The sequence below is a fragment of the Hydrocarboniphaga sp. genome, from assembly GCF_028291725.1.
GTDB lineage: Bacteria > Pseudomonadota > Gammaproteobacteria > Nevskiales > Nevskiaceae > Hydrocarboniphaga.
Window position 1 is genome coordinate 1 of sequence record NZ_JAQGNT010000095.1, and the last position, 24,105, is coordinate 24,105.

Sequence of the window (24,105 nt, forward strand, 5' to 3'; positions counted from 1 at the left end):
CACGCCTGCATCGTCCGATGTCGCGGCGATGATCGCCGCGCTGAAGCAGCCGGGCTCGGGCTCAGGCTCGGGATCGTCCGCTGCGCCGGCGTCGCCGGCAACTGTGATCAGCAGCGGCGCGGAGCCCTCATCGCCCCTGTCCAAAGCCGGGCCGCGCACCGATATTCCCGATCCGAGCTACGTGTTCTTCCGCCGCATTCCCGACAGCCCTCAGGGTCCGCTGGGCGCGCTCGGCGTGTCGCTGACCGCGGGCCGCTCGATCGCGGTGGACCCGCGCACGACGCCGCTGGGCTATCCGGTGTTCCTGTCGACGGTCGCTGCCGACGGCTCGCAGAAAGCCGGGCGCCTGATGTTCGCGCAGGACACCGGCGGTGCGATCCGCGGGCCGGTGCGTGCCGATTTCTTCTGGGGCTTCGGCCCGCAGGCCGGCGCCCAGGCCGCGGCGATGAACGAGCCCGGCCGCATGTGGCTGCTGTTGCCCAAGGATCTTCAGATCAGCGCCGCCGATCCGGTGAAGACGCGCGGCCCCGGCGGCGTGCTGCGGCCGGCCGAATGCGTGATCGCAGACGACGAGAATTGCGTCGAAGAGTGAGGCCCGCACCGTTGCTTGGGGCGTGGAACTGTAGGAGCGGACCTTGTCCGCGATTGAGACCTTGAAGTGCACAATCGCGGACAAGGTCCGCTCCTACAGTTCCGCGATTTAGGGTGCCGCTATTCCCAGGGAATAGACCATCCGTTGGATAGTGGCGGCGCCGCGCGCTTCCTAGACTCGCTGTCGAGAAGTGGAGCGCCCGGCGAATGCTTGAAGACCTGCTACCGCATTACGAAAACGAGCTGACGATCCTGCGCAAGCTGTCGAAAGACTTTGCGCGGCGCTATCCGAAGATCGCCGGTCGCCTGATGCTCGAGGGCGAGGTCTGCGAAGACCCGCATGTCGAACGCCTGATCGAATCTTTCGCGTTCCTGACCGCACGCATCCATCGCAAGCTCGACGACGAACTGCCCGAAGTCACCGAGGCCCTGCTGTCGGTGCTGTATCCGCATTTCCTGCGGCCAGTGCCTTCGATGTCGATCGTGCAGCTCGCGGCCGCGCCCGGCGCCGGCCTGAGCAGCCGCCAACCGATACCGCGCGGCACGCAGCTGCTGTCGCGCCCGGTCAACGGCATGCCGGTCAAATATCGCACCGCCTACGATGTCGAGGTCTGGCCGGTCAGCGTCGTCGACGCGCGCCTCGAAGCGCTCGAACGCTCGGCCTTCGTCGCGCGCTCGGCCACGGCGGTGGCGAGCCTGCGCATCCGCGTGCAGGCCGATGCCGGCATCGTCATCGGCGCGCTGGGCATCGATCGCCTGCGCTTCTACATCGACGGCGAAAGCCCGGTGGTGCATGCGCTCTACGAGCTGCTGATGAACAGCGTCGAGCGGGTGACGCTGCTGGCGCCGGACAACGCCAGGATCGCGCCGCTGGAATTACCGGCGAGCGTGATCCGCAGCGTCGGATTCGGTAGTGACGAGGCGCTGCTCGACCACGATCCGCGCTCGTTCCTGGGCTACCAGCTGATCCAGGAATATTTCGTACTGCCCGAGAAATTCCTGTTCTTCGAGGTCAGTGGTCTCGAGCTGTCGCGCTTCAAGAACGCCGTCGACCTGGTGTTCACGATCAAGCCCTTCGGCCGTCCCGAGCGCCTGGCGAGGCTGGAGCAGACCGTCGGCGCCGAGACTTTTCGGCTGCACTGCACGCCGATCGTGAATCTGTTCAAGCAACTCGCCGAGCCGGTCCAGATCACCCAGGAGCGCCACGAATACCCGGTGATTCCGGACGTGCGCCGGCCGCTGGGGCTGGAGGTCTATTCGATCGACAGCGTGCGCAAGTTCAGCCGCAGCCGCGAGCGCGAGGCGATCGTCGAGTTCCAGCCGTTCTATTCGATCAAGCACGGCGTCGAAGGCGAGGACGCGGCGAATCATTACTGGCTGGCGCGCCGTGATGCCTCGACGCTGCCGAACGACGAGGGCACGCAGATGACGATCGCGCTGGTCGATCGCTCGATGACGCCCAATACACCGGCGGTGGAGACGCTGTCGCTGTCGCTGACCTGCACCAATCGGGACTTGCCTGCCTCGCTGCCGTTCGGCGGCAGCGACAGCGCGCTGCAGGTCGAGGAGGGCGGCGCGATCTCGATCGCGCGCCTGCTGAAGAAGCCGACCGCGACCTGGCGCGCGCCGATGCGGCTGGCCAATCAATGGCGGCTGATTTCGCATCTGGCGCTGAACCACTTGTCGATCGTCAACGGCGGCCGCGAAGCCTTGCTGGAAATCCTGAGCCTGTACAACTATGCGGATTCGGCGAGCCTGCGCAAGCAGATCGCCGGCATCGTCGACGTACGCAGCCAGCCCTCGGTGACGCGCATCGGCACTGCGCCGCGCATGGCTTTTGTCCGCGGTACCGACATTGAGCTGACGTTCGACGAAGACCAGTACGTCGGCTCCGGCATCTACCTGCTGGCGCGCGTGCTCGACCTGTTTTTCGGCCTGTATTGCACCGGCAACTCGTATACCCGTCTCAGCCTGCGATCACGCCAGCGCGAAGAGCCGATCACGCAGTTCGCGCCACGCGCCGGCGCGCTGCATTTGATCTGATCATGCGCGCCGGGCCGCACGTACTTATCCCTCTCCCGCTTGCGGGAGAGGGTGCCCCGCAGAGGCGGGTGAGGGGCTTTAGTCCGACTGCGCACCCTCACCCGGCGCTGTGCGCCACCCTCTCCCGCAGGCGGGAGAGGGGAACACGGCGTGCGAGTTAGCATGTCCATCCCGCCCGAAATCCAGACCCCGCTGCAGCGCCTCTACGCCGAGCCGCACCGCTTCGGTTTCTTCCAGGCCGTGCGCCTGATCTATCGCGCCCACGATTTCGGCACCCGCTCAACGCCGACCGACCCGGGCCCGCTGCACTTCAGCGTGCCGGCGTCGCTGGCCTTCCCGGCCAGTGAAATCGACGATCTGATCAAGCCGGCGATCGATGCGATCGACACCACGTTGACGATGCGCGTCAACTTCATGGGCCTGACCGGCACCAGCGGTGTGATGCCGCGGCACTACACCGAGTGGATGATCGCGCGCCGCCAGAATCGCGATCCGGTCATGCAGGATTTCTTCGACCTGTTCAACACGCGGCTGATCCAGCTGTTCTGGCGCGCCTGGGCCAAGTACCGCGCCGATATCGGCCTGGAATTCGGCCAGGAAAACTCGGTGCTGCGCTATGTATTCCACCTGGTCGGCATGGGCACGCCGAGTCTTTACGAGAAAGTGTTTCCGCGTCGCAGGCGCGGCGCGGAAGTCGCAGTCGACGCGGTGCTGCCGACGCACGCGCTCGGCTATTACTCGGGGCTGATCTCGCAGCGCCCGCACGGCATCGGCTCGGTGTCGCAGGTGCTCGGCGATTTCATCGGTGCGCCGGTGGAAGTCGATGGCTGCTTCGGTACCTGGCAAAAAATACCGGATGCGGATCGTGCGCGCCTGGGCCGCGCTTCGTCCGCGTTGGGCACGGCCTGCGCGCTTGGCAGCTGCTACTGGGACCGCCAGACCACGCTGCGGCTGCGTGTCGGCCCCTTGAGCGCGGACCGCTACCAGGCGCTGCTGCCCGGCGGATCACTGCTGGCACAGGCGACCGAGCTTGCGCGCTTCATGACCGGCATCGCGGTCGATCTGCATTTCAAGCTGCAGCTGTGCAATGCGGACTGGCGGCCGCTGCAGCTTGGCCGCCGCGACCAGCATCCAGCACAGCTCGGCTGGAACACCTGGCTTTCCGGCGATCGTCGCGGCCGCGCCGCCGACGATTGCGAATTTCATCTTTCCGCTTTGGCTTAAGCACCGAGGACCGCATCATGACCGTGAATATCCGCTCGCTGGTTGGCCGGCTCAACAGCAGCACCCGTTCCGCAATGGAAGGTGCGGCCGGGCTGTGCCTGTCGCGCGGCCACTACGACGTCGAGGTCGAGCATCTGCTGCTGAAGCTGGTCGAGACCGAGAACTCCGACCTGCGCCGTATCCTGCGACAGTTCGAGATCGCACCGGAGACACTGGAACGCGAACTCGGCCGCGCGCTCGATGCTTTCAAGAGCGGCAACACGCGCACGCCGGCGTTGTCGCCGCAGATTCCGCAGCTGCTGGAGCGCGGCTGGATCTACGCCAGCGTCGAGTTCGGCGAATCGCGCGTGCGCAGCGGCCATCTGCTGGTGGCGCTGCTGGCCGACGAGGAGCTGCGCCGGCTGATCGATCGCCAGTTGAAGTGCCTGGCCGCGATCAATGTCGAGACGCTGCGCAAGAATTTTCATGCGATCGTCGAGGCCTCCACCGAATCGCGCGATGCACGGCCGATCGGTGATGCCGCTGCTGCCGCGCCGTCGGCCGATGGCTCGGCCGCAGCGTCGCCCGGCAGGCCGAGTGCAACACCGAATCTCGACCAGTTCTGCACCAACCTCACGCAGCGCGCGCGTGAAGGCAAGCTCGATCCGGTGCTCGGCCGCGACGCCGAGATCCGGTTGATGGTCGACGTGCTGACACGACGCCGCCAGAACAATCCGATCCTGACCGGCGAGGCCGGCGTCGGCAAGACCGCGGTGGTCGAAGGCCTGGCCACGCGCATCCACGCCGGCGACGTGCCGCCGGCGCTGAAAGGTGTCGAGCTGATGTCGCTGGATCTGGGCCTGCTGCAGGCCGGTGCCAGCGTCAAGGGCGAATTCGAGAATCGATTGAAGGGCGTGATCGACGAGGTCAAGAAGAGCCTCAAGCCGATCATCATGTTCATCGACGAGGCGCATACGCTGATTGGTGCCGGCGGCGCCGCCGGCCAGAACGACGCGGCCAATCTGCTCAAACCCGCGCTGGCGCGCGGCGAGATGCGCACGATCGCGGCGACCACCTGGAGCGAGTACAAGAAATATTTCGAGAAAGATCCGGCGCTGACGCGGCGCTTCCAGGTGATCAAGGTCGAGGAGCCCGACGACGCGCGCGCGGTGATCATGCTGCGCGGCATCGTCAAGGCGATGGCCGCGCATCACAAGGTCCGCATTCTCGACGAAGCCGTGGTTGAAGCCGTAAAGCTGTCGTCGCGATATATAACCGGCCGCCAGTTGCCGGACAAAGCCGTCAGCGTGCTCGACACTGCCTGCGCCAAGATCGCGATCGGCCAGAACGCAACGCCGGCCGCGATCGAGGACGCCACGCGCAAACGCGACGCGCTAGCCGCCGAACACGAGGCGCTGAGCCGCGAAGCCGCGTCGGGCTCGGACCACGCCAAGCGCCTGGCCGAGATCGACGAGGAAGCCGCCAGAATCGGCGCGACGCTGACGACGCTGCAGGCGCGCTGGAACCAGGAGAAGGAGCTGGTCGCGAGCGCGATCAAGCAGCTCGATGCGCTCGACACCTTGCCGCCGGAATCGGCCGAGCGTGTCGTCGCCGGCAAGGTGCTCGAAGACCTGCGTACGCAGCTGAAAGCGCTGCAGACCGACACACCGATGGTGCAGGCCCTGGTCGATGGCGCCACCGTCGCGCAGGTGATTTCCGGCTGGACCGGAATCCCGCTCGGCAAGATGGTGTCCGACGAGATCGCGATCGTGCTGAAGCTGCGCGAGCAGCTGGAGATGCGCGTGATCGGCCAGTCGCATGCGCTCGACGCGATAGCCCAACGTGTTCGTACCTCGCGCGCCAACCTCGAAGATCCGAACAAGCCCAAAGGCGTGTTCCTACTGGTCGGCACCAGCGGCGTCGGCAAGACCGAAACCGCGATCGCGCTGGCCGACACCTTGTACGGCGGCGAGCGCTCGATGATCACGATCAACATGAGCGAATACCAGGAGGCGCATACGGTCTCCAGCCTCAAGGGCTCGCCGCCGGGCTACGTCGGTTACGGCGAAGGCGGCGTGCTGACCGAGGCGGTGCGGCGCCGTCCTTACAGCGTGGTGCTGCTCGACGAGATCGAGAAAGCGCATCCCGACGTGCTCGAGCTGTTCTTCCAGGTCTTCGACAAGGGCGTCATGGAAGACGGCGAGGGCCGCGAGATCGACTTCAAGAATGCCTTGATCATTCTGACCTCGAACGTCGGTACCGACCTGATCATGCGCGCCTGCATGCGCGGCGGCGACGACGCGCCGCCCGAGCCCGCAAGCCTGATCGAGCTGCTGCGACCGGAATTGAACGATGCCTTCAAGCCGGCCTTTCTCGGCCGCACCACGATCATCCCGTTCTATCCGCTGCGCGACGAGAACCTGAAGAAGATCGTGCGGCTCAAGCTCGGCAAGATCGGCAAGCGCATCGCCGCCAACCATCGCGCGGCGTTCACGTTCGACGACGCGCTGGTGGACGCGGTGGCGGCGCGCTGCACCGAAGTCGATTCGGGCGCGCGCAACATCGACAACATCCTCGCCGGCACGATGCTGCCGCAGATCGCCGAGCAGGTACTGACGCGAATGGCGGAGAGCCGCGGCATCGAGCGGATCGCGGCGAGCGTGAGTGCGGATGGTGGTTTCGAATACGTGGTCGAGTAGCAATGAGCGCGCCCTCTCCCTCTCCCGGCGCTGTCGCGCCACCCTCTCCCAGGAGAGGGAAAGCCGGAGTGTGTCGCCGTGACTGTGAACGCAGATGGCGGTTTCGAGTAGGGGGTCGAGTAGCAATGAGCCTGCAACAGCCTGAGTATTTCCCCTCTCCTGGGAGAGGGTGCCCCGAAGGGGTGGGAGAGGGTCGCTGATGGCCTACTCCCAGGAAGCGCGCCTTTTCGAGCTGAGCACGCCGCTCGACGACGACGATCTGGTCGTGCGCGAGTTCCGTGGTACCGAGCGCGTCTCGCAGTGCTTCCGCTTCGAGTTGTCGCTGGTGTCGCCTGACGACACGATCGACGCCGAGCAGCTGATCACCCAGCGCGTCACGCTGCGCGTCGAGACCGCGGAAGGCGAGCGCCACTGGACCGGCTTCATCGCGAGCTTCGAGCGCGTGGGTGAGATCAAGATCGAAGGCGAGGACGAGGTTTACACCGACTATTCCTGCGAGATCGTGCCGCTGCTGGCGTTCCTGGCCCAGGACGACGGCCAGCGCATCTTTCAGAACAAGACCGTGCGCGACATCGTCGAGGAGCTGTTCCAGCAGTTCCAGATCAGCGACTACGAGTTCCATCTGTCCGAGACCTACGCACCGATCGAATACTGCGTGCAGTACCAGGAGACCACGCTGGCCTTCATCGAGCGGATACTGGAGCGCGCCGGCATCTACTACTTCTTCAAGCACGAGGCCGAGCGCGAGCTGCTGGTGCTGACCGACAACCGCGACAACAACCCGGCGCTGGAACAGCAGCATATCGAGTTCCACGCCGAGGGCCTGACCGACGGCGACGTGATCAGCAAGCTGAAACGGCGCCAGGCGCTGCGCACCGGCCGCGTGGTGATGCGCGACTTCAACTTCGAAAAGCCGCGCAGCCCGATCGAAGTCTCGGTCGACACGCTGATCAAGACCGGCGACAACGCCAACTACGAGCGCTATCGGTATCCGGGCGGATTCGCCGATCGCGACCAGGGCGAAAACGTCGCGCGGCTGCTGATGGAAAGCGAGGAAGCCGAGCACGAGATTCTCGACGGCGACAGCAACGTGCGGCTGCTGACGCCGGGCTATACCTTCACATTGACAGGCCATCCCGACGACCAGCTCAACGAGGACCAGCTGGTGCTCGAAGTGCGGCACGACGGCCGCAACAATCTGGGCCGCGGCGGCGAGCAGGGCCATTACCGCAACCAGTTCTCGGTGATGCCGAGCCGCGTGCAGTACCGGCCGCCGGTGAACCGCCGCCGTGCGCGCGTCGATGGCCCGCATACCGCGATCGTGGTCGGCCCGACGGGCGAGGAGATCTACACCGACCAGTACGGCCGGGTGAAGGTCAAGTTCCATTGGGACCGCTCGGCCACTGCCGACGACAAGAGCTCATGCTGGCTGCGCGTCGCGCAGATCTGGGCCGGCCGCCAGTACGGCGCGTTCTTCCTGCCACGCATCGGCATGGAGGTGATGGTCGATTTTCTGGAAGGCGACCCGGACCGGCCGATCGTCACCGGCTGCCTGTACAACGCCGACAACATGCCGCCGTACGAGCTGCCGGCCGAGGCGACCAAGTCGACGATCAAGACCAACTCGAGCAAGGGTGGCGGCGGCTTCAACGAGCTGCGCTTCGAGGACAAGAAAGACAACGAGCAGCTGTTCATCAACGCGCAGAAGGATATGGACCTGCGTGTCGGCAACGACAGACGCGACTGGACCGAGCGTGATCACAACCTCGTCGTGAATCGCGACCGCATGGACGAGACCCATCGCAGCCATCACGCCTACGTCAATGAAAAGCGCGTCGCCGAGGTCAAGGGCGACGATCACCTGACGGTCGGCGGCCTGCAGGCGATCAAGATCGGCGGCTCGCTGTCGCTGAAAGTCGGCAGCGACATCGGCGAATCCTGTGTCAATCACAGCGAGGCGGCCTCATCCAACTGGTATGTCAATGCCGGCGCCAACGTGGTGATCGAGGCCGGCGCGATGATCACGCTGAAAGTCGGCGGCAGCTCGGTGACGATCTCCGCCGCCGGCGTGACCCTCGACGGCCCGCTGGCCAAGATCAATTGCGGCGGCTCGGCAGGCTCGGGCTCCGCCGCGTCGCTGGTGTCGCCGATGGCGGTGCTGGCGGCCGCTGCGGCACTGACCGCGAAGCCCGGAGCGGAGATGGCGATGTCGCCGCTGGCCGACCAGCGCGGCGCGGCGCCGCCGAACGACGCCAAGTCGCACGACCCCGACGCCGAAGAGAACCAGGACAAGACGCACTACATCGAGATCGCGTTGGTCGACGAGGCCGGCCAGCCGGTCGCCGGTGCCGCGGTCAAGGTCACATTGCCTGATGGCGAATCGGTCGCCTCCGGTACCACCGACGAGAAGGGCCTGTACAAGGTCAGCAATATCGATCCCGGCGAATGCCAAGTCGCGTTCCCGGATTTCGACGACGAAGCCTGGGAGGAAAGCTGATGCCGACGTATACCGTCAGTGCCGGCGAGAGCATTGCCAGCATCGCCAAAGAGAACGGTTTTTTATGGAACACGATCTGGGATCACGCCAATAATGCGGCGCTGAAAACCAAGCGGCCGTATCCGAATCAGCTGGTCGAGGGCGACGAAGTGTTTCTGCCGGAGAAAGGCACCAAGAGCGTAGCCAAGCCGGTCGATGCCAGGCACACGTTCAAGCGCAAGGGCGAGCCGACGCGGCTCAAACTGCAACTGCTGAGCATGGGCGAACCGCGCAAAAACGAGCCGTACACGCTGACGTTCGGCGACAAGGTCGTGCATGGCAGCACCGACGACCAGGGCAAGATCGACGAGGCGATTGTCGGCGAAGCCAAGTCCGCCAAGCTGATGCTGGGCAGCGGCGCCGAGGTCTACGACGTCGCGATCGGTGGGCTCGATCCGATCGAGGAGATCAGCGGCGTGCAGCACCGGCTCGGCAACCTCGGCTACGACTGCGATGGCGAAGAGGGCGAAGTCGGCGAGGGCACACGCAAGGCGCTGATCGCGTTTCAGCGGGCGGAGCAGATTGCGGAGACCGGCGAGATTGATGATGCGACGCGGGCGAAGCTGGGAGAGCGGCATGGGTAGAGCAGACCCTACCCAGGACCCTCTCCCTCCCCCGCTTGCGGGGGAGGGCCGGGGTGGGGGCGGAAGGCGCGGCGCTGTCGTCTCGCCCCCATCCCAACCTTCCCCCGCAGACGGGGGAAGGGGCTGGCCGGTTCCGGGATTCAAGCCGGCAGATGCAAGCCTGCGGCGGTCTCTCCCTCTCCCGCCCCTTCGGGGCACCCTCTCCCAGGAGAGGGGAAATGCAGCTTCGATCGCCCTTCGGCTTTCCCCTCTCCTGGGAGAGGGTGGCGCGACAGCGCCGGGAGACGGAGAGGGCCCATGAGCCTGCTCGACGACGCTGGCGGATTCGCCGAAAAGGCCGCCGACAAGGCCACCAACAATCCGCTGGGCAGCGCGCTCGACGCGATTGCCGGCGGCCTGTCCGGCAGTGCCGGCGCCGGGCCGGCCGGCATTGCGCGCTTCATCGATGGCGGCCCGATCGAGATCGCGAAGAAGCCGCGTACTTTTCCGGCGCCACCGGACAATCCCGGCGCGAATACGCCGGCAAAAAGCAGCACGCCGCTGAACATGGACAAGCCGCCGCAGTTCCTGCACCTGGCGTATGCGCACGACGACGTCGGCACGCTGTTCCCCGGCGGCGTGACTTCGCACGGCATCGCGTTCCGCGACGCGCTGGTGCGCGAGGCGGTGCTGCTGCATTCGTTCGCGCAGGGTGGCAAGCGTGTGCTGGCCAAGAACAAGGAGAGCAAGGGCGCAGCCGGTGCGCTGCTGGGCGCGGCGAGTTCCCTGCTCGGTGGCGCCAAGCAGGCCGCGCCGGGGCCGGAGGCTTTCGATCCGCTGTTCACGCAGATCCGCAGCGCAACCGATCCGATCAACCAAGAAAGCTTCGACTATCCGGTGATCCACGCTGCCGGGCTTGCGCTGGCCAAGACCGCCGACGCGCATAACGAGCTGTGCAAGAACGCGATGGTGCCCGATGGCGGTGGCGGACTCGGCCTGCCCTCGATCCCGGGCCTGGATTCCGTGCTCGCCGGCGCCGGTGTGCCGGCCATCGTCGCCAAGATCCCGGCCTGGCTGTTCAAGGTGCAGGACGCGTACCTGGCGATGTACCGCGAGGCGCGCATCGCCTACGAATGGCCGCTGATGAAGCTGTGCCATGACTATTCGCTCGACGCGGTGCGCGGCAAATGGCAGCCGACGTTCGACATCTGGCGCCAGCGCAATGCCGAGGCCACCGAGGCCGCGCAGGCCACTGACGATCCGAGCCAGGTCGATGATCTGAGCAAGGTCGAGCTGGCACTGAAGGCCGCTCAGGACAAGCTCGAAGAGGACGTGATCACGCTCGGCGGCAGCGGCTATGGCGCAACCGACACCGGCCCCGGCAAGGATGCGCGCGACAAGCTCGTCGACGCGCAGAATGCGGTCAAGGATCTGCGCACCAGTGGCGAGGACAAGGCGCAGATGCTCGCCGGCCTGCTGCAGACCGCAGCCGATCTGCAGTCGAAAATGCCGCCTGAAGCCGTTGCCACGCTGGCCAAGGCTTTCGCGCTGTTCGCCGGTGACGCCGCCAACGGCGTCAAGTCTTTCGGCGAGCGCATGAACGACGCGCTGGGCAAGGCGCTGATCGACGGCGATCTGCCGGATTTCATGAAGTTCTATACCGGCAAGCTCGCCGAGGCGACGCTGACCGTGCTCGACAAGGTGTACCGCGCGATCCACGGCGTCGGCGGCACGCCCGATCCCTCGCTGGTACTGGCCGCGGTGAACGACGCGATCGCCAGTAAGATCGTGGGGCTCATTTTCAGCCTGATTCTCGGCCGCGACCCGGCCGCCAACGACAGCAGCGACAAGCAGAAGACTGCGAAGTCGGTGGTCGACGACGTCGGTACCGGTTCGTTCGGATCGGCATTGGGCAAGGCAAAGAGCCTGAGCGACAACATCGACCAGGAAGCAGAGAACAAGGCAGCCGAGCTGGTCACCGCGTTCCTCAGAAACCAGGGCCAGCATCTCGACGGCATCATCTTCTTCGTCGCACAGGAACTGTGCCTGGAACTTGGCGATGCCTACCTGGAAAGCTACGGCAAGAACGCATTGACGATGGAGGCCTACCTGGGCCGCCTGCCGATGCTGGCAGCGACGGTGATGCGCAACCTGCTGTTCCCGATTTTCAACCTGGTGATGGACGTATTCGGCATGGGCGACAAGTTCGCCGGCCAGGTCTGGAATCCGGTCAGCGAGGGCATCGGCAAAGTCACCGACGTCGCCACATCGGTGAAAGACACCAAGGACGACATCCACGATTCCGGCAAGGACATCAAGGAGGGCCTGGGCCGGGCTGACGACGAGATCGACGATCGAAAGCGCAAGGCCAATGAACAGATCGGCAGGCTGTCCGATGTCAACCAGGACGACGCGGTCGACGGCTTCTCCAAGCAGTCCGGCGCCTTCGACGACCTGAAGAACAACGTCACTGGCGCGCCCGGCGCGATCAAGGACGCCGCGATGAACGACGGCCAGCAGGACCCGGCGGTCGAGGCGGTGAAGAAAGATCCGAATCGCGGCCCGCTGACCGCGCAGCGTGTCGCCGAAGGCAAGGCGCTGCCGATCACCAACTCTCAAATCGTGTCGGCCGGCCGCGAGGTGCCGGTCGACGAGAAGATCATCCTGAACGCGCGCATCGGTCCGTCGACGGCGCCGGCCGCGCCGGCCGGGCCGAAGATGCCGAGCCTGTCCGACATCGGCAAGATGTTCTGAACGATGCGCGCGGTAGCGGTCCGCTTGGCTCGTATCGTCTAATCGCGGCAATGCATCGCCCCCAAACAAGAAAAGGAGATTCCATGCGTCCCGTAAACATCGCCGCTCTCGTGGCCGCTGCATTCGTGGCTACGGCCTCGGCTCAATCGCTCGCGACCCTGCCGCAGCCGGGTCTGTGGGAAGAAGATGTGCAGATGCTGGTCAATGGCCAGGACGTAATGGCGCGCATGCGCCAGGCCCAGGCGGAGATGCTGAAGAAGCTGACGCCCGAGCAGCGCAAGATGGTGGAGTCGATGCCCAACCACACCGCATCGGGCCCGTCGCGCTCCTGCTTGGACGCCGCCAAGATCGCTGAATTCGCCGATCCGAGAAAGGCACTGGCCAAGTCGATGAAGGAGCAGCCGCATTGCAAGTCCGACATCGTGTCGGTCAGCGGCGGCACGGTGAAGTACAAGGTCCGCTGCGACGATCCCCACGGCACCACTGGCGACTTCAACGGCGAGTACAGCATCCTCGATGCCAAGCACTGGACGTACACGATGGAGGGCACCGGCCAGATGGCCGCGCATGGCGCCCCGGGTGCGCCCGCGGCGCAGGGCCCGGTTGCGATGAAGACCAGTGCGCGCGGCACCTGGATCTCGGCCGACTGCGGCAGCGTCCAGCCGGACTAGCTGCACCTGTAGGAGCGGGTCATACCCGCGACCATGCACTTCAAGGCCTGAGTCGCGGGTACGACCCGCTCCTACAGTGGCGGTGGTCGTCCGGGCCACGAAACACATCGGTGCCTGATGACCCCCAGCGACATCGCCGAAACCGAAGCCCGAGTAGCCGCATGCCTGGCCGGCATCGAGCGGCGCGACTACGCCGAGGCGCTGCGTGTGGGCCTGCAGATACTCGCGGCCGATGCCGGGCATCGCGCCGGTATCCACATCGTCGGCCTCGCGCACCTGCGCCTGAACGACCCGGAGCAGGCGCTGCCGCTGCTGGAGGACGTGCTGCGCGCCAATCCGCGCAACGGCCTGGTGCAATGGCAACTCGCTCAGGCGCTGCAGGCCATCGGCGAGCCCGCGCGCGCACTGATCCACTTCGACGCGGCCGAAGCGCTCGGCATCGTCGACACGCAGCTGCAGGAGCAGCGCTTCGATACGGCATTGCAGCTGTTTACGAAAGCGGGCGACTGGGCGCAATACGATCGCGCCCAGCGGCTGGTTCGCCAGAGCGTGCTGGCATCGACGCGCTGGGTGGTCGGTGAACACGCGCTGGCCTCGCCGTATTTCAGCAACGCGACACTGCTGCACGCAGCGAAGAATCACGCCGCTGCGGTGATCGCCCAGCTACCGCCGATGACGGCGTACCAGCACCGTGCGCCGAGCCGCAAAATCCGGCTCGGCTTTGTCGGCTGCGACTTCTACGAGCAGGCGACTTCGTACCTGACGACGGGCTTCATCGAGTCCATCGACCGCGATCGCTTCGAGGTTTTCGCCTACGAGTTTGGCGACGAGCCGCCGCTGACGCCGTATCGCAGGCGCGTGATGCAGGCCTACGATCACTTCCTGTCGATCCGCAGTCTGCCGGACGATGACGCCGCCGTGCGCATCCACGGCGACAGCATCGACGTGCTGTTCTCGATCAAGAATCCCGCCAGCACCCGGCTCGGAATCTTCGCCAGGCGGCCCGCCGCAATCCAGATTCACTACCTGTATTACCCCGGCACCTCCGGCATGCCGTTCTTCGATTACCTGATCGCCGACGACATCGTCGTACCGCCGCAACTGGAGCCAGCCTACGTGGAGAAAATCCTCAGGCTGCCGGGCTGCTATCAGCCCAACGACTCGCAGCGACCCCACGCCCGCGACATACCGCGATCGAACCGGGCCTTGCCCGAGGACGCGCTCATGCTCGCCAACTTCGGCCAGCTGTACAAACTCACGCCCGACCTGTTCGATCTGTGGTGCGGAATATTGCGCCGGCATCCGCGCTGCCTGCTGTGGCTGCTGAGCGGTGACGAGCCGATTCGCAAGCGGCTCAGGCACCAAGCGGCCGCGCGCGGCGTCGAGCCGCAGCGTCTGATCTTCACCGAGCACACCGACACCCAGCAGCATCTCGACCGGCTGCGTCAGGCCGACCTGGTGCTGGATACTTATCCCTACGGCGGCCACACGCTGAGCAGCGACGCGCTCTGGGCCGGCACACCGGTGGTCACGCGATGCGGCGAGACGTTCGCATCGCGAGTGGCGGCGAGCCTGCTCGCGTCCGTCGGCATGAGCGACCTGATCACCAGCTCCGAGCTGGAATACGTCTCGAAAATCGACAGCCTGCTGCAGCACCCCGAACAACTGCGCGACTGGCGTCGTCACCTGGATGAAGGCCGCTCCAGCTTCACCTTGTTCGACAGCGCGGCCTACGCGGACAAGTTCGAAGCGGCGATGAGCGCGCTGATCGAGCGGCATTGGTGCTGAAGCAGGGCCGGGCGTGCCGTTGGCAATTGGGCGACGAACTCGGAGATCATCCGGATTGGCGGCGCTGGCCTTGATCGCGATCCTTGCCGCGTCGCCCGCAGCGGCGGCCGATGAAGCCGCGCCCAGATATCCAAGCCCATCAGGACCCGCTCAGGGTTCAGCTGCAGGCCGGCTGACGCCGGCCCGTTTCCTCCGTACAATGTACGGCATGAAACCCGCTGGAGCCGCCGCCATGCCTGCCGCCACCGACCGCCTCGAAGTCCGCCTGCCGTCCGAAGAGAAGGGCCTGCTGGCCCGTGCCGCGCAGCTCGAAGGCGTCAAGCTGAGCCAGTTTGTGCTGGCCCCGGCGCTCAAGCGCGCACGCAAAATCATTGCCGATGCCGAGCAGATCGCCACCACGGCCAAGGGATACCGGGATGTGCTCGATGCCCTGGCCAAGCCGCCCAAACCGACCAAGGCGCTGATCGCAGCGATGCGTGACTACGAGGCCGCCGGCATTCAGTGGCGCTGATCGTCGGCAGTCTCGACAAGGCCGTTCATGACCGGACGGCCTTTGACTGCGGCGAGCCCCCGCTCAATGACTTTCTCCAGACCAAGGCGGCCAAGCATCAGGCACAGCGCGTCTCGCGCAGCTTTGTCCTGACCGATGACGCGGCACCCCAGCGCATCCTCGGCTACTACAGCCTCAGCAACTGCCACATCGCCCGCGAGCAACTCACCGAAGCGGAAGCCAAGACGCTGCCCCGGCATCCGGTGCCGGCGGTCATGTTGGCGCGCCTGGCGGTCGATCGAGGTCAGCAGGGCAAGCGCTACGGGCAGTGGCTGCTGATAGACGCGATCAAACGCTGTGCTCTGGTCGGCCAGCAGAGCGGCGTCTACGCATTGCTGGTGGACGCCAAGAACGAAGCCGCGAAGCGCTTCTACGAGCGCTTCGGCTTTGTCGCCATCGGCGGGCATCCGATGACGCTGTACCTGCCGCTGGAGACCGGGCTCAAGGCTTTGCAGGCAGCGCAGGGCTGAGCATGCGTCGGCACTACGATCTCAGATCTCTACGGGTGAAGCATCGCGGCATGTTAGCGAGCCTCCGCTCAGCTCTACCATCGCGGTCAAGGACCGCTCCTACAGTCGCGTATCACCGGTGCGCAAGAGTCCTGTAGGAGCGGTCCTTGACCGCGATTGAGACCTCAACCCCCGCACACACCCTCCATAGCTTGGCACCGGAACGGCTCCTCTGGTCAGCAGCCGATCAGGCGCCGGTTGGCGATCCCAACTGGAGCCAAGCGAGAACTCCGAGACATGAGTTACGCTCCGACAAGAGCCTGGAGATTCAGAATTGCATTTGACTGGGTCCCTATGTCGATATATTTAGCGCCCGGAAGTCAGCGTATGCAGATGCAAATTATTGCTGGTGCTTGCAATATCGTTACGAGAAATCGGCGTTAGCCACAAGAGAGGATAGGTACTGTGTCAATCGAAGTAACGCTTGTTACGGCACTACTTTCCTCGGTTCTTGGGTCAGGTGCACTTGCTGAGTCACTGATCGAGATCTTTAAGAAGGGCTTCAAAGAAAGGGCAAGTGATGACGCAGGTGAAGGCGCACTCACAAGCCAAGTGTCCGATCGCAAAGCCGCCTATCTTACCAGCCAGAAAGCATCCGAGATTGCGACGGACGCCGCGCTACAGGCATTGGACCTAACGTATCAAACAGGTTCCAGCATTCGTGACGAGCGAATGCGTCAAGCACGCTTAACATTTAATGTTGCCTTGGGCCTCATGACGGCCGGTGTTCTTATCGTATTCACAGGTGCGGCAATGTTGTGGTTCAGAGACAACATAGCGCCAGGACTAATTACCATTACGGCTGGCGCTGTTTCAGAGATCGTTAGCGCGCTGGTGTTTGCACTGAACAGGGAAACAAATAACCGTCTGGAGGACGTTCGTAAGGATTTATCGCGGATAGAGGCCGCTCGCATAGGCCTATCTATGGCCAAACAAATATCGGATCTTGAGAAACGAGATGGCGCAATAGTGGAGCTGACTATGCGGCTGCAGAGCAATGGCTAACCATGCCTTCCAGCCGACGCGGCTGAAGGCGGGCGTTGAGGCTGTAGAGAAATGAAATCGGGCACTGAAAGTCGAGCGAGAAAACCACCCTGCGCGAGGTCTGATCGACTCGTTGAAGTCGAGCGCGTCAGAATTCAACGTAGGCGTATAGGTTTCCCTTTTTCTGGCGGTTCGGGCGGGCGCTCGAACATTTTTCTACAGCCTCGTTAGCTCTATGAGCACCGAGGCAACACTAACGTACCTCGGAAGGGCAACCGGGCCCACTCCTGAAATGCTGGCGGCGGCTCCGTATGAGTCGTTTGGCTTCTGGGTCCTGGTCGCCGCGTTTACACTGTTTCTTACTTGCGCGTCCGCTCTAGCTTTCAAGGGTCGCGCACGTGGTTCGTGGCTAATAATTTCTGGCTTGCTTGTTGTGCTGCTGTATTTCGTGTTCCAAAGCACGTTGGCGCAAGACGCCGAGCTTCTGGACAGCCCTTGGGGCAATGCCGTCGCGTCCATCGCATATGGCCTGGGAGCCTTACTAATCTCCCTCGGCTACGCATGTCTGGCTGTGGCCACATTGCGGGCCGGACGTGCACGCTAACCAGAGCATCAGGCCGACGTTCACGCCTCCGCTGTGCTCCGGAGCGGCGGCGACTTACGCTCGGAGTTGGGCGTCATGAAGAGCTACTCAGAACGGACAGGGCGAGAGCCCGACTTTCGCGTGTCCTACAGGAAGCTTCCTACTCAGCAGGGCCTTTTTCAGCACATCCGCAGTAATGTTTCCTGGGCTGGTTGTAGTGATCAAAGTCAGCAATGGTCTATCTGGCCGGAGTTCGAGACATCCGAACGCGTTCCGCTTCCCGACGGCACAGAGGCACAAGAAGAAGGCACAGCAACAATGTGGGTTCTATACGATGACACAGCTTACAGAGCTGATCTTCGGCAGTGGATTCGCATTGGCCAAGAAGGCTTCTTCATGGCGGGACCTGAAAAATTTGCTCAGTTCACAATTATTGAGTTGCTCGGCATTGAGGCTGCCGTCCAACCGGCGTGTAGTGCTCTTTAGATGTGCCTCAAGACCTTCTCGGTTCTGATCGTTGCAGCTTTGCTCGGCCATCCGGCGACGAGCGTCGCGGCCGACAGCATCTGCTATGGCACCTCCAGCGCGGGGCACCTTGCGGGTGGGGTTCAGATTCCCGACTCCGGCCCCAACTTCTCGCCGTACAGCTCGCTTGGGGTCAGTCTCGGTCGGACCTTCGTTCATTCCAAAGTCGCGGCAACGATTGCGGCCGCGTACAAGGCGCTTGAATTGAGCGCGCCAGATAAGGTCTACGTTTATGGGGAGTCTGGCTGGCGGGAGGGTGGAAGGATCAAACCGCACCGGACCCATCAGAATGGAACAGCCGTAGACTTTATGGTGCCTGTACTGGACAAGAGCGGGAAGTCCATTCCCCTTCCGACGGGCATCACTAACAAGTTTGGCTACGCCATCGAATTCGATGCCCAGGCGCGGTACGGAGAACTGAGAGTCGACTTCGATGCCATCGCCGAGCATCTGTACGCCTTGCACCAGGCGGCGCAGGACAACGGCATCGGAATCGCGCGGGTGATCTTCGAGAAAGCCCACATTCCAGACCTGTACACTACAAAGCGCGCCCGATTCATACGTTCGTCGATACCCTTTATGCAAGGCGAGCCGTGGATTCGTCACGATGAGCACTATCATGTTGACTTCGCCGTCAGTTGCCAAAAGGGATGAGCGCTAACTCCAGGCTGTACCCGATCCGGCCACCGCGGCTTCGCCGCTCCGGCAGGGTCGCTGAGGAGCGTTGGGCGGTATTGAGAGACGTCTTACATCGACCCGTTGTTGGCTTCGGAAGGTGAACAGATGAGCTACGTCCGAGGCTGGGCACCGTGACCGCCGAACATGCAAGAGAGGTGCTGCTCTGGTGCGTGCTCATCAACTATGGCGTATTGATCCTGTGGTTCGTGGCTCTTTTGTCGGCTCACGACCTCCTGTATCGGCTGCACGCGAGGTGGTTCCGAATTTCTGTAGAGGCCTTCGACACGGTTCATTACGGCGGATTGGCGATCTACAAGATCGGAATTCTCCTTCTTAACCTCGTTCCTTACGTCGCGCTGACGCTCGTCGCGTAGACAACGTGGAGGACCAAGTCCGTGTCTTCTGCATCGTGCCGAGATCCGGTACTCGCGAGCTTCAAGGGCTTGGCGAAGTCAGCCCCAAAAAGGCCTTTCAGACAACGAGACAGACCCAGGGGGCGAACCACGTTTATGAAGACGTTAGAAAACGTAGTCTGGTGCTGATTTCCGCTCGGCCCGCACTCCAACGCGCATGGGCCGAATGAGTTCCTGCACATTCCGATGGGCAAGCGCGTGAGCATGGTCGTGGCCGACGTGATCGCGCGGCACGCGCAGCAGCCGGCCTGACCGACCGGTGTCCCTGAGCCGCCGTGAGTTCCTGTCTCGCTCGCTGACCGCCGCGGCTGTCGCGGCGATGCCGCAGGCCGTGATGGGCGCGGCCGAACCGCCGCACGTGCGCGACGCCGGCGGCGGTCTGGTGGATGTGCAGGTCGCGGACGTCGCGCGGCCGAAATCGGCTGGCGACGTGCAGCAGTCGCTGCAGCGCTGGAAAGGTCAGGTCTGCATCGGCGGCGCGCGTTACAGCATGGGCGGCCAGATCGCCGCGCCGGGCTCGCTGCACCTGGATATGCGCGGCCTGAACAAGGTGATCGCGTTCGACCCGGCGCTGAGGGTGATCCGCGTGCAGGCAGGCATGCGCTGGCGCGACGTGCAGGACGCGATCGACCCGCACGACCTGTCGGTGCGCATCATGTAGAGCTTCAGCAATTTCACAGTCGGCGGCTCAGTGGGCGTGAACTGCCACGGCCGCTATGTCGGCCGCGGCGCGCTGGTGAACTCGGTGCGCGCGCTGCAGCTGGTCACCGCGGATGGCGGCGTGACGGAGCTGTCGCGCGAGCGCAATGCCGAACTGTTCCGCGCGGCGTTTGGTGGCTATGGCGGGCTGGGCGTGATCACGGAAGTCGAACTGGACCTGGACCAGAACGACCGCATCGAGCGCCGCGTGCAGGCGGTGCCGCTGGCGGACTATCCATCCTTCTTCCGCACGACGATCCTGCAGGACCGCACCGCGGTGCTGCACAACGCCGACCTGGTGCCGCCCGGTTACGACGCGCCGCTGTGCGTGAGCTGGTACCGCAGCGCAGCGCCGCTGACCGAGACGCGGCGGCTGATTCCGCGTTCCGAATCCTTCGCTGCCGAGCGCGCAACGCTGTCTGCCATTGCCGGCTTGCCGGGCGGCGATTGGGTGCGCACGCATCTGGTCGATCCTTCGCGCTTCCGCGAGCGTGCCGTGATGTGGCGCAATTTCGAAGCAAGCCTGGATACACGCATGCTCGAACCACTGGGAAAGTCGCGCAGCAGTTGGGCGCTGCAGGAATATTTCATCCCGGTCGAGCGCTTCCACGCCTTTGCCGCGAAACTCGCAGCGCTGCTCAAGCAGCATGGTTCGGACATCCTCAACGTCTCGATCCGCCATTCGCCGGCCGATACCGCTGCGCTGCTGAGCTGGGCGCCGACCGAGGTGTTCTCCTTCGTCCTCTACTACCGCCAGCGTCCCGACAGCCGCAGCCGCGAAGCGGCCGGCGTCTGGACCCGCGCATTGATCGACGCGGCACTGGAGTATGGCGGGCGCTATTACCTTCCTTATCTGCTGCACGCGAGCGTCGACCAGTTCCGCCGCAGCTACCCGGAAGCCGGCAGATTCACGGCGCTGAAAGCGCAGGTCGATCCGGCGAACCGCTTCACCAACCTACTCTGGAATACTTACCTACCCAAGTAAGCAGGCTCGTCATCCTGAGCGGAGTGCCATTCGGGACAGACCTTCGGGACAGACCACGTTTTATGAAGAAGTTGTAAGACGTGGTCTGGTCTTGATTCCCCTGCGGACAAGTTCGAAGCGGCGGTCGCTGATCGAGCGGCATTGGTGCTGAAGCAGAGCCGGGCGTGCCGTTGGCAATCGGGCGACGAACTCTGAGATCATCGGCGCGATCCGCGGGGGCGGGATCACTGGCCAGAACCAACGGGGCGCGGAATGACATTCAGATTGGCGGCGCTGGCCTTCATCGCGATTCTTGCCGCGTCGTCCGCATCGGCGGCCGATGATGCCGCGCCCATCACGACCCATGCCCGCCCGGCGAGCAAGCTCTGCCCCGACCCGGCTTACCCGGCGGAATCGAGCGGCGCTCGCGAAGCCGGCAGCGTGACGCTGAAGCTCTTCATCTCCGCGGAAGGCCTGGTCGAACAGACCCGGGTGGAAACATCCAGCGGCTTTCAGCGGCTCGACGCCGCGGCCGTTGCGGCAGTGGTCCGCTGCCGGTTCGTACCCGCGCATAGCGACGGCGTGCCGACCGCGGCCTGGGTGCAGTTGCGGATCAACTACATAATGGAGGGCGAGGACAGCGAGCCGCTGAAAACCGTCGCCGCCGTGCTGCAGATGCGCAAGTATGTAGACGCGGTCATGCCGTGGTGCCAATCGGTCGCACCGACAGGCGAGCAGCCGGCCTTCGAATCGATACGCCAGGCCTGGCATGCACGCAACGATGCGGTCCTGCATCAGGCCGAACAGCTCAAGCAGGACTACTACGCGGGCATCCGCAGTGGCGCTCAAGGGCAAAGCCCGTCGGCCGCGGTCGCACGCAGCGAAGCCAGTCTCGAGTCGGACATCGGCCGGACAACGGCCCGGGAAATGGCCCAGCTATCCCGGTTGAGCGAGATCCAGCAGCGTGACCGCTGCCAGCGATACCAGGCGACGATCGCCAGCGGCGACTTCGACATTGCTCACCGCCTGCCAGAGCAGTACCACTACCTCAGCTCGGCGATACAGCAGCTCGTCCCGTAAAGTGCCGCACTGCCGTTCGGCGTTCGATGTACGCACTCCGGCATTTAGCTCGACACCGGGATGGCCACTTTAGCTTGCAGCCGATCTGGCGCCGGTTGGTGATCCCAACTGGAACCAAGCGAGAACTCCGACACATGAGTTACGCTCCGACAAGAGCTCGGGACTCAAAGTCGCATTTGACCGGGCACCTACGTCGATATATCGAGCGCCCGGAGATCAGCGTATGCGGATGCAAATTCTTACCTGCGCTTGCAATATGGTTCCGGGTAATTGGCGTTGGACGCTAAAAGACTTATGACCAAGCGCCGATCAAGGAAGCTTGAGGCTTATATTGAAGGGTTGGCAGAAGCGGTCGCATACTTTTCACCTCAGAACAAAACAACTCGCGAACTGTGGGTTATACGAGCTTATCTCATGAATGCGGGAGTTCCCTTCAGAAATGAAGAAGTGGAGGGTTCCAAGGTCGAGCCGCCGGACGTTCTATTTAGAGGAGCCCGATTCGAGGTTAAGGAGGTTCTTGACCCCGGCAGAAGACGCCATGCGGAGTTCAAAGCGGAGCTGGAGCGGGCTAGGTCAGCGACCACCATGAAAGGGTTGCTCTCAATGTTCACTCCCGTTGACGTGACCTTGGAAGATATCTATTCAAGATGTTTAACAGAAGTAAGAAAGCTCTCTAAAAAATATCCGTCGTCTGTGCGGAGCAGCTTGGACCTCATCTTCTATGTCAACTTGCAACATGTCATGGAGGTTAGTGAAGAGCCCTTCCCTGACACCTCCGAACTCTCATCTCATCGTTGGCGATCGGTATCTTTCGTGAAGGGAAATAGAGCATGTTGTCTCTACGCCCGCCATGATGCTCCGCCTTATATCGCAGTTATGGTGGGTAAGGTGTGCCATCGTGTCTAGTCCTGTGAGCGTCCAACAAGCTGCTCCAGCTGACGTATTTGCCTCCGCTACGCTACGGCAAATCCGCAGCTGAGCCCGGGCGTTGAGGCTGTAGAAAAATGAAATCGGGCACTGAAAGTCGAGCGGGAAACCCTCCCTGCGCGAGTTCTGATCGACTCGTTGAAGTCGAGCGCGTCAGAATTCAACGTAGGCGTATAGGTTTCCGCTTTTCTGGCAGTTCGGGCGGGCGCTCGAACATTTTCCTACAGCCTCGTTATGCCTAAAACCAACCCAGCGATCGCACTTCTTCTTGCGGTCGTTCTAGCGCTGCCGGCAATCGCGTCAGCTGAGAAGGCTGATCTGGTTCAGGTCAAGAAATCAAAGGCAAGGCTCTATCTGATCAAGGCCGGCACGCCATTTGCCGACTTCCCGGTTGTCTTTGGTGCTCAGCCAGAGGGCCATAAACAACAAGAGGGCGACGAGCGCACACCAGAAGGGCGCTACGTTTTGGACTACAAGAAAGAGAACAGTGCCTTTTTCAAGTCAATCCACATCTCATACCCCAACGCAGAAGACAGCGCCCGCGCCAAGCAACGCGGAGTCGGCGCTGGAGGCGCGGTCATGATCCACGGCCAAAAGAATGGGCTTGGCTGGCTGTCACCTGTCGCTCGGTTCATTAACTGGACAGATGGTTGTATCGCGCTTACAAACGAAGACATGCAAGCAGTCTGGGAGGCGGTTGATGCGGGCACACCTATCGAGATTGAGCCGTAGGCATAACAGGCCGCAAGCGACGGACTCCGCTTCGCAGGGCCGCCGGTGAACCGGGGGCGTTCGGTGGCAAGGGATGGATTTGTTCAGGCCGGCCTCTGAAGTCGCTCTCGGCTTCGAGGTCGGAGTGTGAGTGCGCCCAAACGAACTTCGGCATTGCCGGCCAGGTATGAATGAAAGACATCGGCTTCACCCACATCGCGCTGCCAGTGCGTTCTCTCGATGCGACGATCGACTTTTACGGCCGTTATGCCGCCATGCAGGTCGTGCATCGCCGTCCGGGAGTTGCATGGCTTAGCGACAAGACGCGGCCTTTCGTCATTGTGTTCTTTGAAATCGCGGATGAAATACGGCCGTTTGCACAGCACGCCCATCTTGGCGTGGGTGTGGCCTCACGCGAAGCGCTTGACGAGCTGTGCAGAAAAGCGGAAGTGGAAGGCTGTCTTGAGTCCGGCCCTGCCGATGCCGGCTGGCCAGTTGGCTACTGGTCCATCCTGAAAGACCCCGATGGTCATCGGCTTGAGTTGGCTTATGGGCAAGGGGTTGGCTTTACAGTCGAGAGCCGCAATGAATAAGCAGCTCCCGCAGTCGGGGCACTTCACTTGCCGTTTCAATC

The 24,105-nt window shown here is 63.4% G+C and carries 21 protein-coding genes; all 21 read left to right on the forward strand.

Going from position 1 to position 24,105, the window contains the following annotated elements; genetic code table 11:
• The coding region (locus tag JWQ90_RS24360; RefSeq protein WP_299697622.1) for a 3D domain-containing protein at positions 1–592 on the forward strand (592 nt) is incomplete at its 5' end.
• A gap of 206 nt (positions 593–798) precedes the next feature.
• Complete coding sequence (tssF, locus tag JWQ90_RS24365; RefSeq protein ID WP_299697624.1) at positions 799–2,634, forward strand: type VI secretion system baseplate subunit TssF; 1,836 nt, start codon at positions 799–801, stop codon at positions 2,632–2,634.
• A 162-nt stretch (positions 2,635–2,796) separates the two neighbouring features.
• Complete coding sequence (tssG, locus tag JWQ90_RS24370; RefSeq protein WP_299697626.1) at positions 2,797–3,858, forward strand: type VI secretion system baseplate subunit TssG; 1,062 nt, start codon at positions 2,797–2,799, stop codon at positions 3,856–3,858.
• Between the two features lie 23 nt (positions 3,859–3,881).
• On the forward strand, positions 3,882–6,536 hold the full coding sequence (tssH, locus tag JWQ90_RS24375) for a type VI secretion system ATPase TssH (protein WP_366919588.1): 2,655 nt from the start codon (positions 3,882–3,884) through the stop codon (positions 6,534–6,536).
• 199 nt (positions 6,537–6,735) lie between these two features.
• Entirely contained in the window at positions 6,736–9,033 is a 2,298-nt protein-coding gene (gene tssI, locus JWQ90_RS24380; RefSeq protein ID WP_299697628.1) for a type VI secretion system tip protein TssI/VgrG, read from the forward strand.
• Positions 9,033–9,656, forward strand: coding sequence for a peptidoglycan-binding protein (locus tag JWQ90_RS24385; RefSeq protein WP_299697630.1), 624 nt, complete (start codon positions 9,033–9,035; stop codon positions 9,654–9,656). Before tssI ends, JWQ90_RS24385 begins: the two co-directional genes overlap by 1 nt.
• Before the next feature lie 297 nt (positions 9,657–9,953).
• On the forward strand, positions 9,954–12,389 hold the full coding sequence (locus JWQ90_RS24390) for a hypothetical protein (protein ID WP_299697631.1): 2,436 nt from the start codon (positions 9,954–9,956) through the stop codon (positions 12,387–12,389).
• Between the two features lie 83 nt (positions 12,390–12,472).
• Complete coding sequence (locus JWQ90_RS24395; protein WP_299697632.1) at positions 12,473–13,060, forward strand: DUF3617 family protein; 588 nt, start codon at positions 12,473–12,475, stop codon at positions 13,058–13,060.
• Positions 13,061–13,177: 117 nt separating this feature from the next.
• Positions 13,178–14,848 carry a hypothetical protein gene (locus JWQ90_RS24400; protein WP_299697633.1) on the forward strand — a complete coding sequence of 557 codons (1,671 nt, stop codon included), beginning with the start codon at positions 13,178–13,180 and terminating at the stop codon, positions 14,846–14,848.
• Between the two features lie 232 nt (positions 14,849–15,080).
• A complete protein-coding gene (locus tag JWQ90_RS24405) occupies positions 15,081–15,359 on the forward strand; it encodes a DUF1778 domain-containing protein (protein ID WP_299697634.1) in 279 nt (92 codons plus the stop codon).
• The gene (locus tag JWQ90_RS24410; RefSeq protein ID WP_299697636.1) at positions 15,350–15,868 is read left to right on the forward strand and encodes a GNAT family N-acetyltransferase; all 519 of its coding nucleotides are present in this window, start codon (positions 15,350–15,352) and stop codon (positions 15,866–15,868) included. The genes JWQ90_RS24405 and JWQ90_RS24410 overlap by 10 nt, the downstream gene beginning before the upstream one ends.
• A 444-nt stretch (positions 15,869–16,312) precedes the next feature.
• Positions 16,313–16,912 (forward strand): hypothetical protein, encoded by a 600-nt coding sequence (locus tag JWQ90_RS24415; RefSeq protein WP_299697638.1) that lies wholly within the window; start codon positions 16,313–16,315, stop codon positions 16,910–16,912.
• Positions 16,913–17,570: 658 nt separating this feature from the next.
• A complete protein-coding gene (locus tag JWQ90_RS24420) occupies positions 17,571–17,960 on the forward strand; it encodes a hypothetical protein (protein ID WP_299697640.1) in 390 nt (129 codons plus the stop codon).
• Entirely contained in the window at positions 17,961–18,653 is a 693-nt protein-coding gene (locus JWQ90_RS24425; protein ID WP_299697641.1) for a penicillin-insensitive murein endopeptidase, read from the forward strand.
• A 155-nt stretch (positions 18,654–18,808) separates the two neighbouring features.
• Positions 18,809–19,051 carry a DUF6868 family protein gene (locus tag JWQ90_RS24430; RefSeq protein ID WP_299697643.1) on the forward strand — a complete coding sequence of 81 codons (243 nt, stop codon included), beginning with the start codon at positions 18,809–18,811 and terminating at the stop codon, positions 19,049–19,051.
• A 298-nt stretch (positions 19,052–19,349) separates the two neighbouring features.
• Positions 19,350–19,751 (forward strand): FAD-binding protein, encoded by a 402-nt coding sequence (locus tag JWQ90_RS24435; protein ID WP_299697645.1) that lies wholly within the window; start codon positions 19,350–19,352, stop codon positions 19,749–19,751.
• A gap of 30 nt (positions 19,752–19,781) precedes the next feature.
• The gene (locus tag JWQ90_RS24440) at positions 19,782–20,774 is read left to right on the forward strand and encodes a D-arabinono-1,4-lactone oxidase (RefSeq protein WP_299697647.1); all 993 of its coding nucleotides are present in this window, start codon (positions 19,782–19,784) and stop codon (positions 20,772–20,774) included.
• A 252-nt stretch (positions 20,775–21,026) separates the two neighbouring features.
• Complete coding sequence (locus JWQ90_RS24445; RefSeq protein ID WP_299697648.1) at positions 21,027–21,833, forward strand: energy transducer TonB; 807 nt, start codon at positions 21,027–21,029, stop codon at positions 21,831–21,833.
• Positions 21,834–22,127: 294 nt separating this feature from the next.
• Positions 22,128–22,739, forward strand: a complete 612-nt coding sequence (locus JWQ90_RS24450; RefSeq protein WP_299697649.1) for a DUF1780 domain-containing protein — start codon at positions 22,128–22,130, stop codon at positions 22,737–22,739.
• Between the two features lie 255 nt (positions 22,740–22,994).
• On the forward strand, positions 22,995–23,492 hold the full coding sequence (locus JWQ90_RS24455) for a L,D-transpeptidase family protein (protein WP_299697650.1): 498 nt from the start codon (positions 22,995–22,997) through the stop codon (positions 23,490–23,492).
• Between the two features lie 170 nt (positions 23,493–23,662).
• Positions 23,663–24,064 (forward strand): VOC family protein, encoded by a 402-nt coding sequence (locus tag JWQ90_RS24460; RefSeq protein WP_299697652.1) that lies wholly within the window; start codon positions 23,663–23,665, stop codon positions 24,062–24,064.
• Positions 24,065–24,105 lie beyond the last annotated feature (41 nt).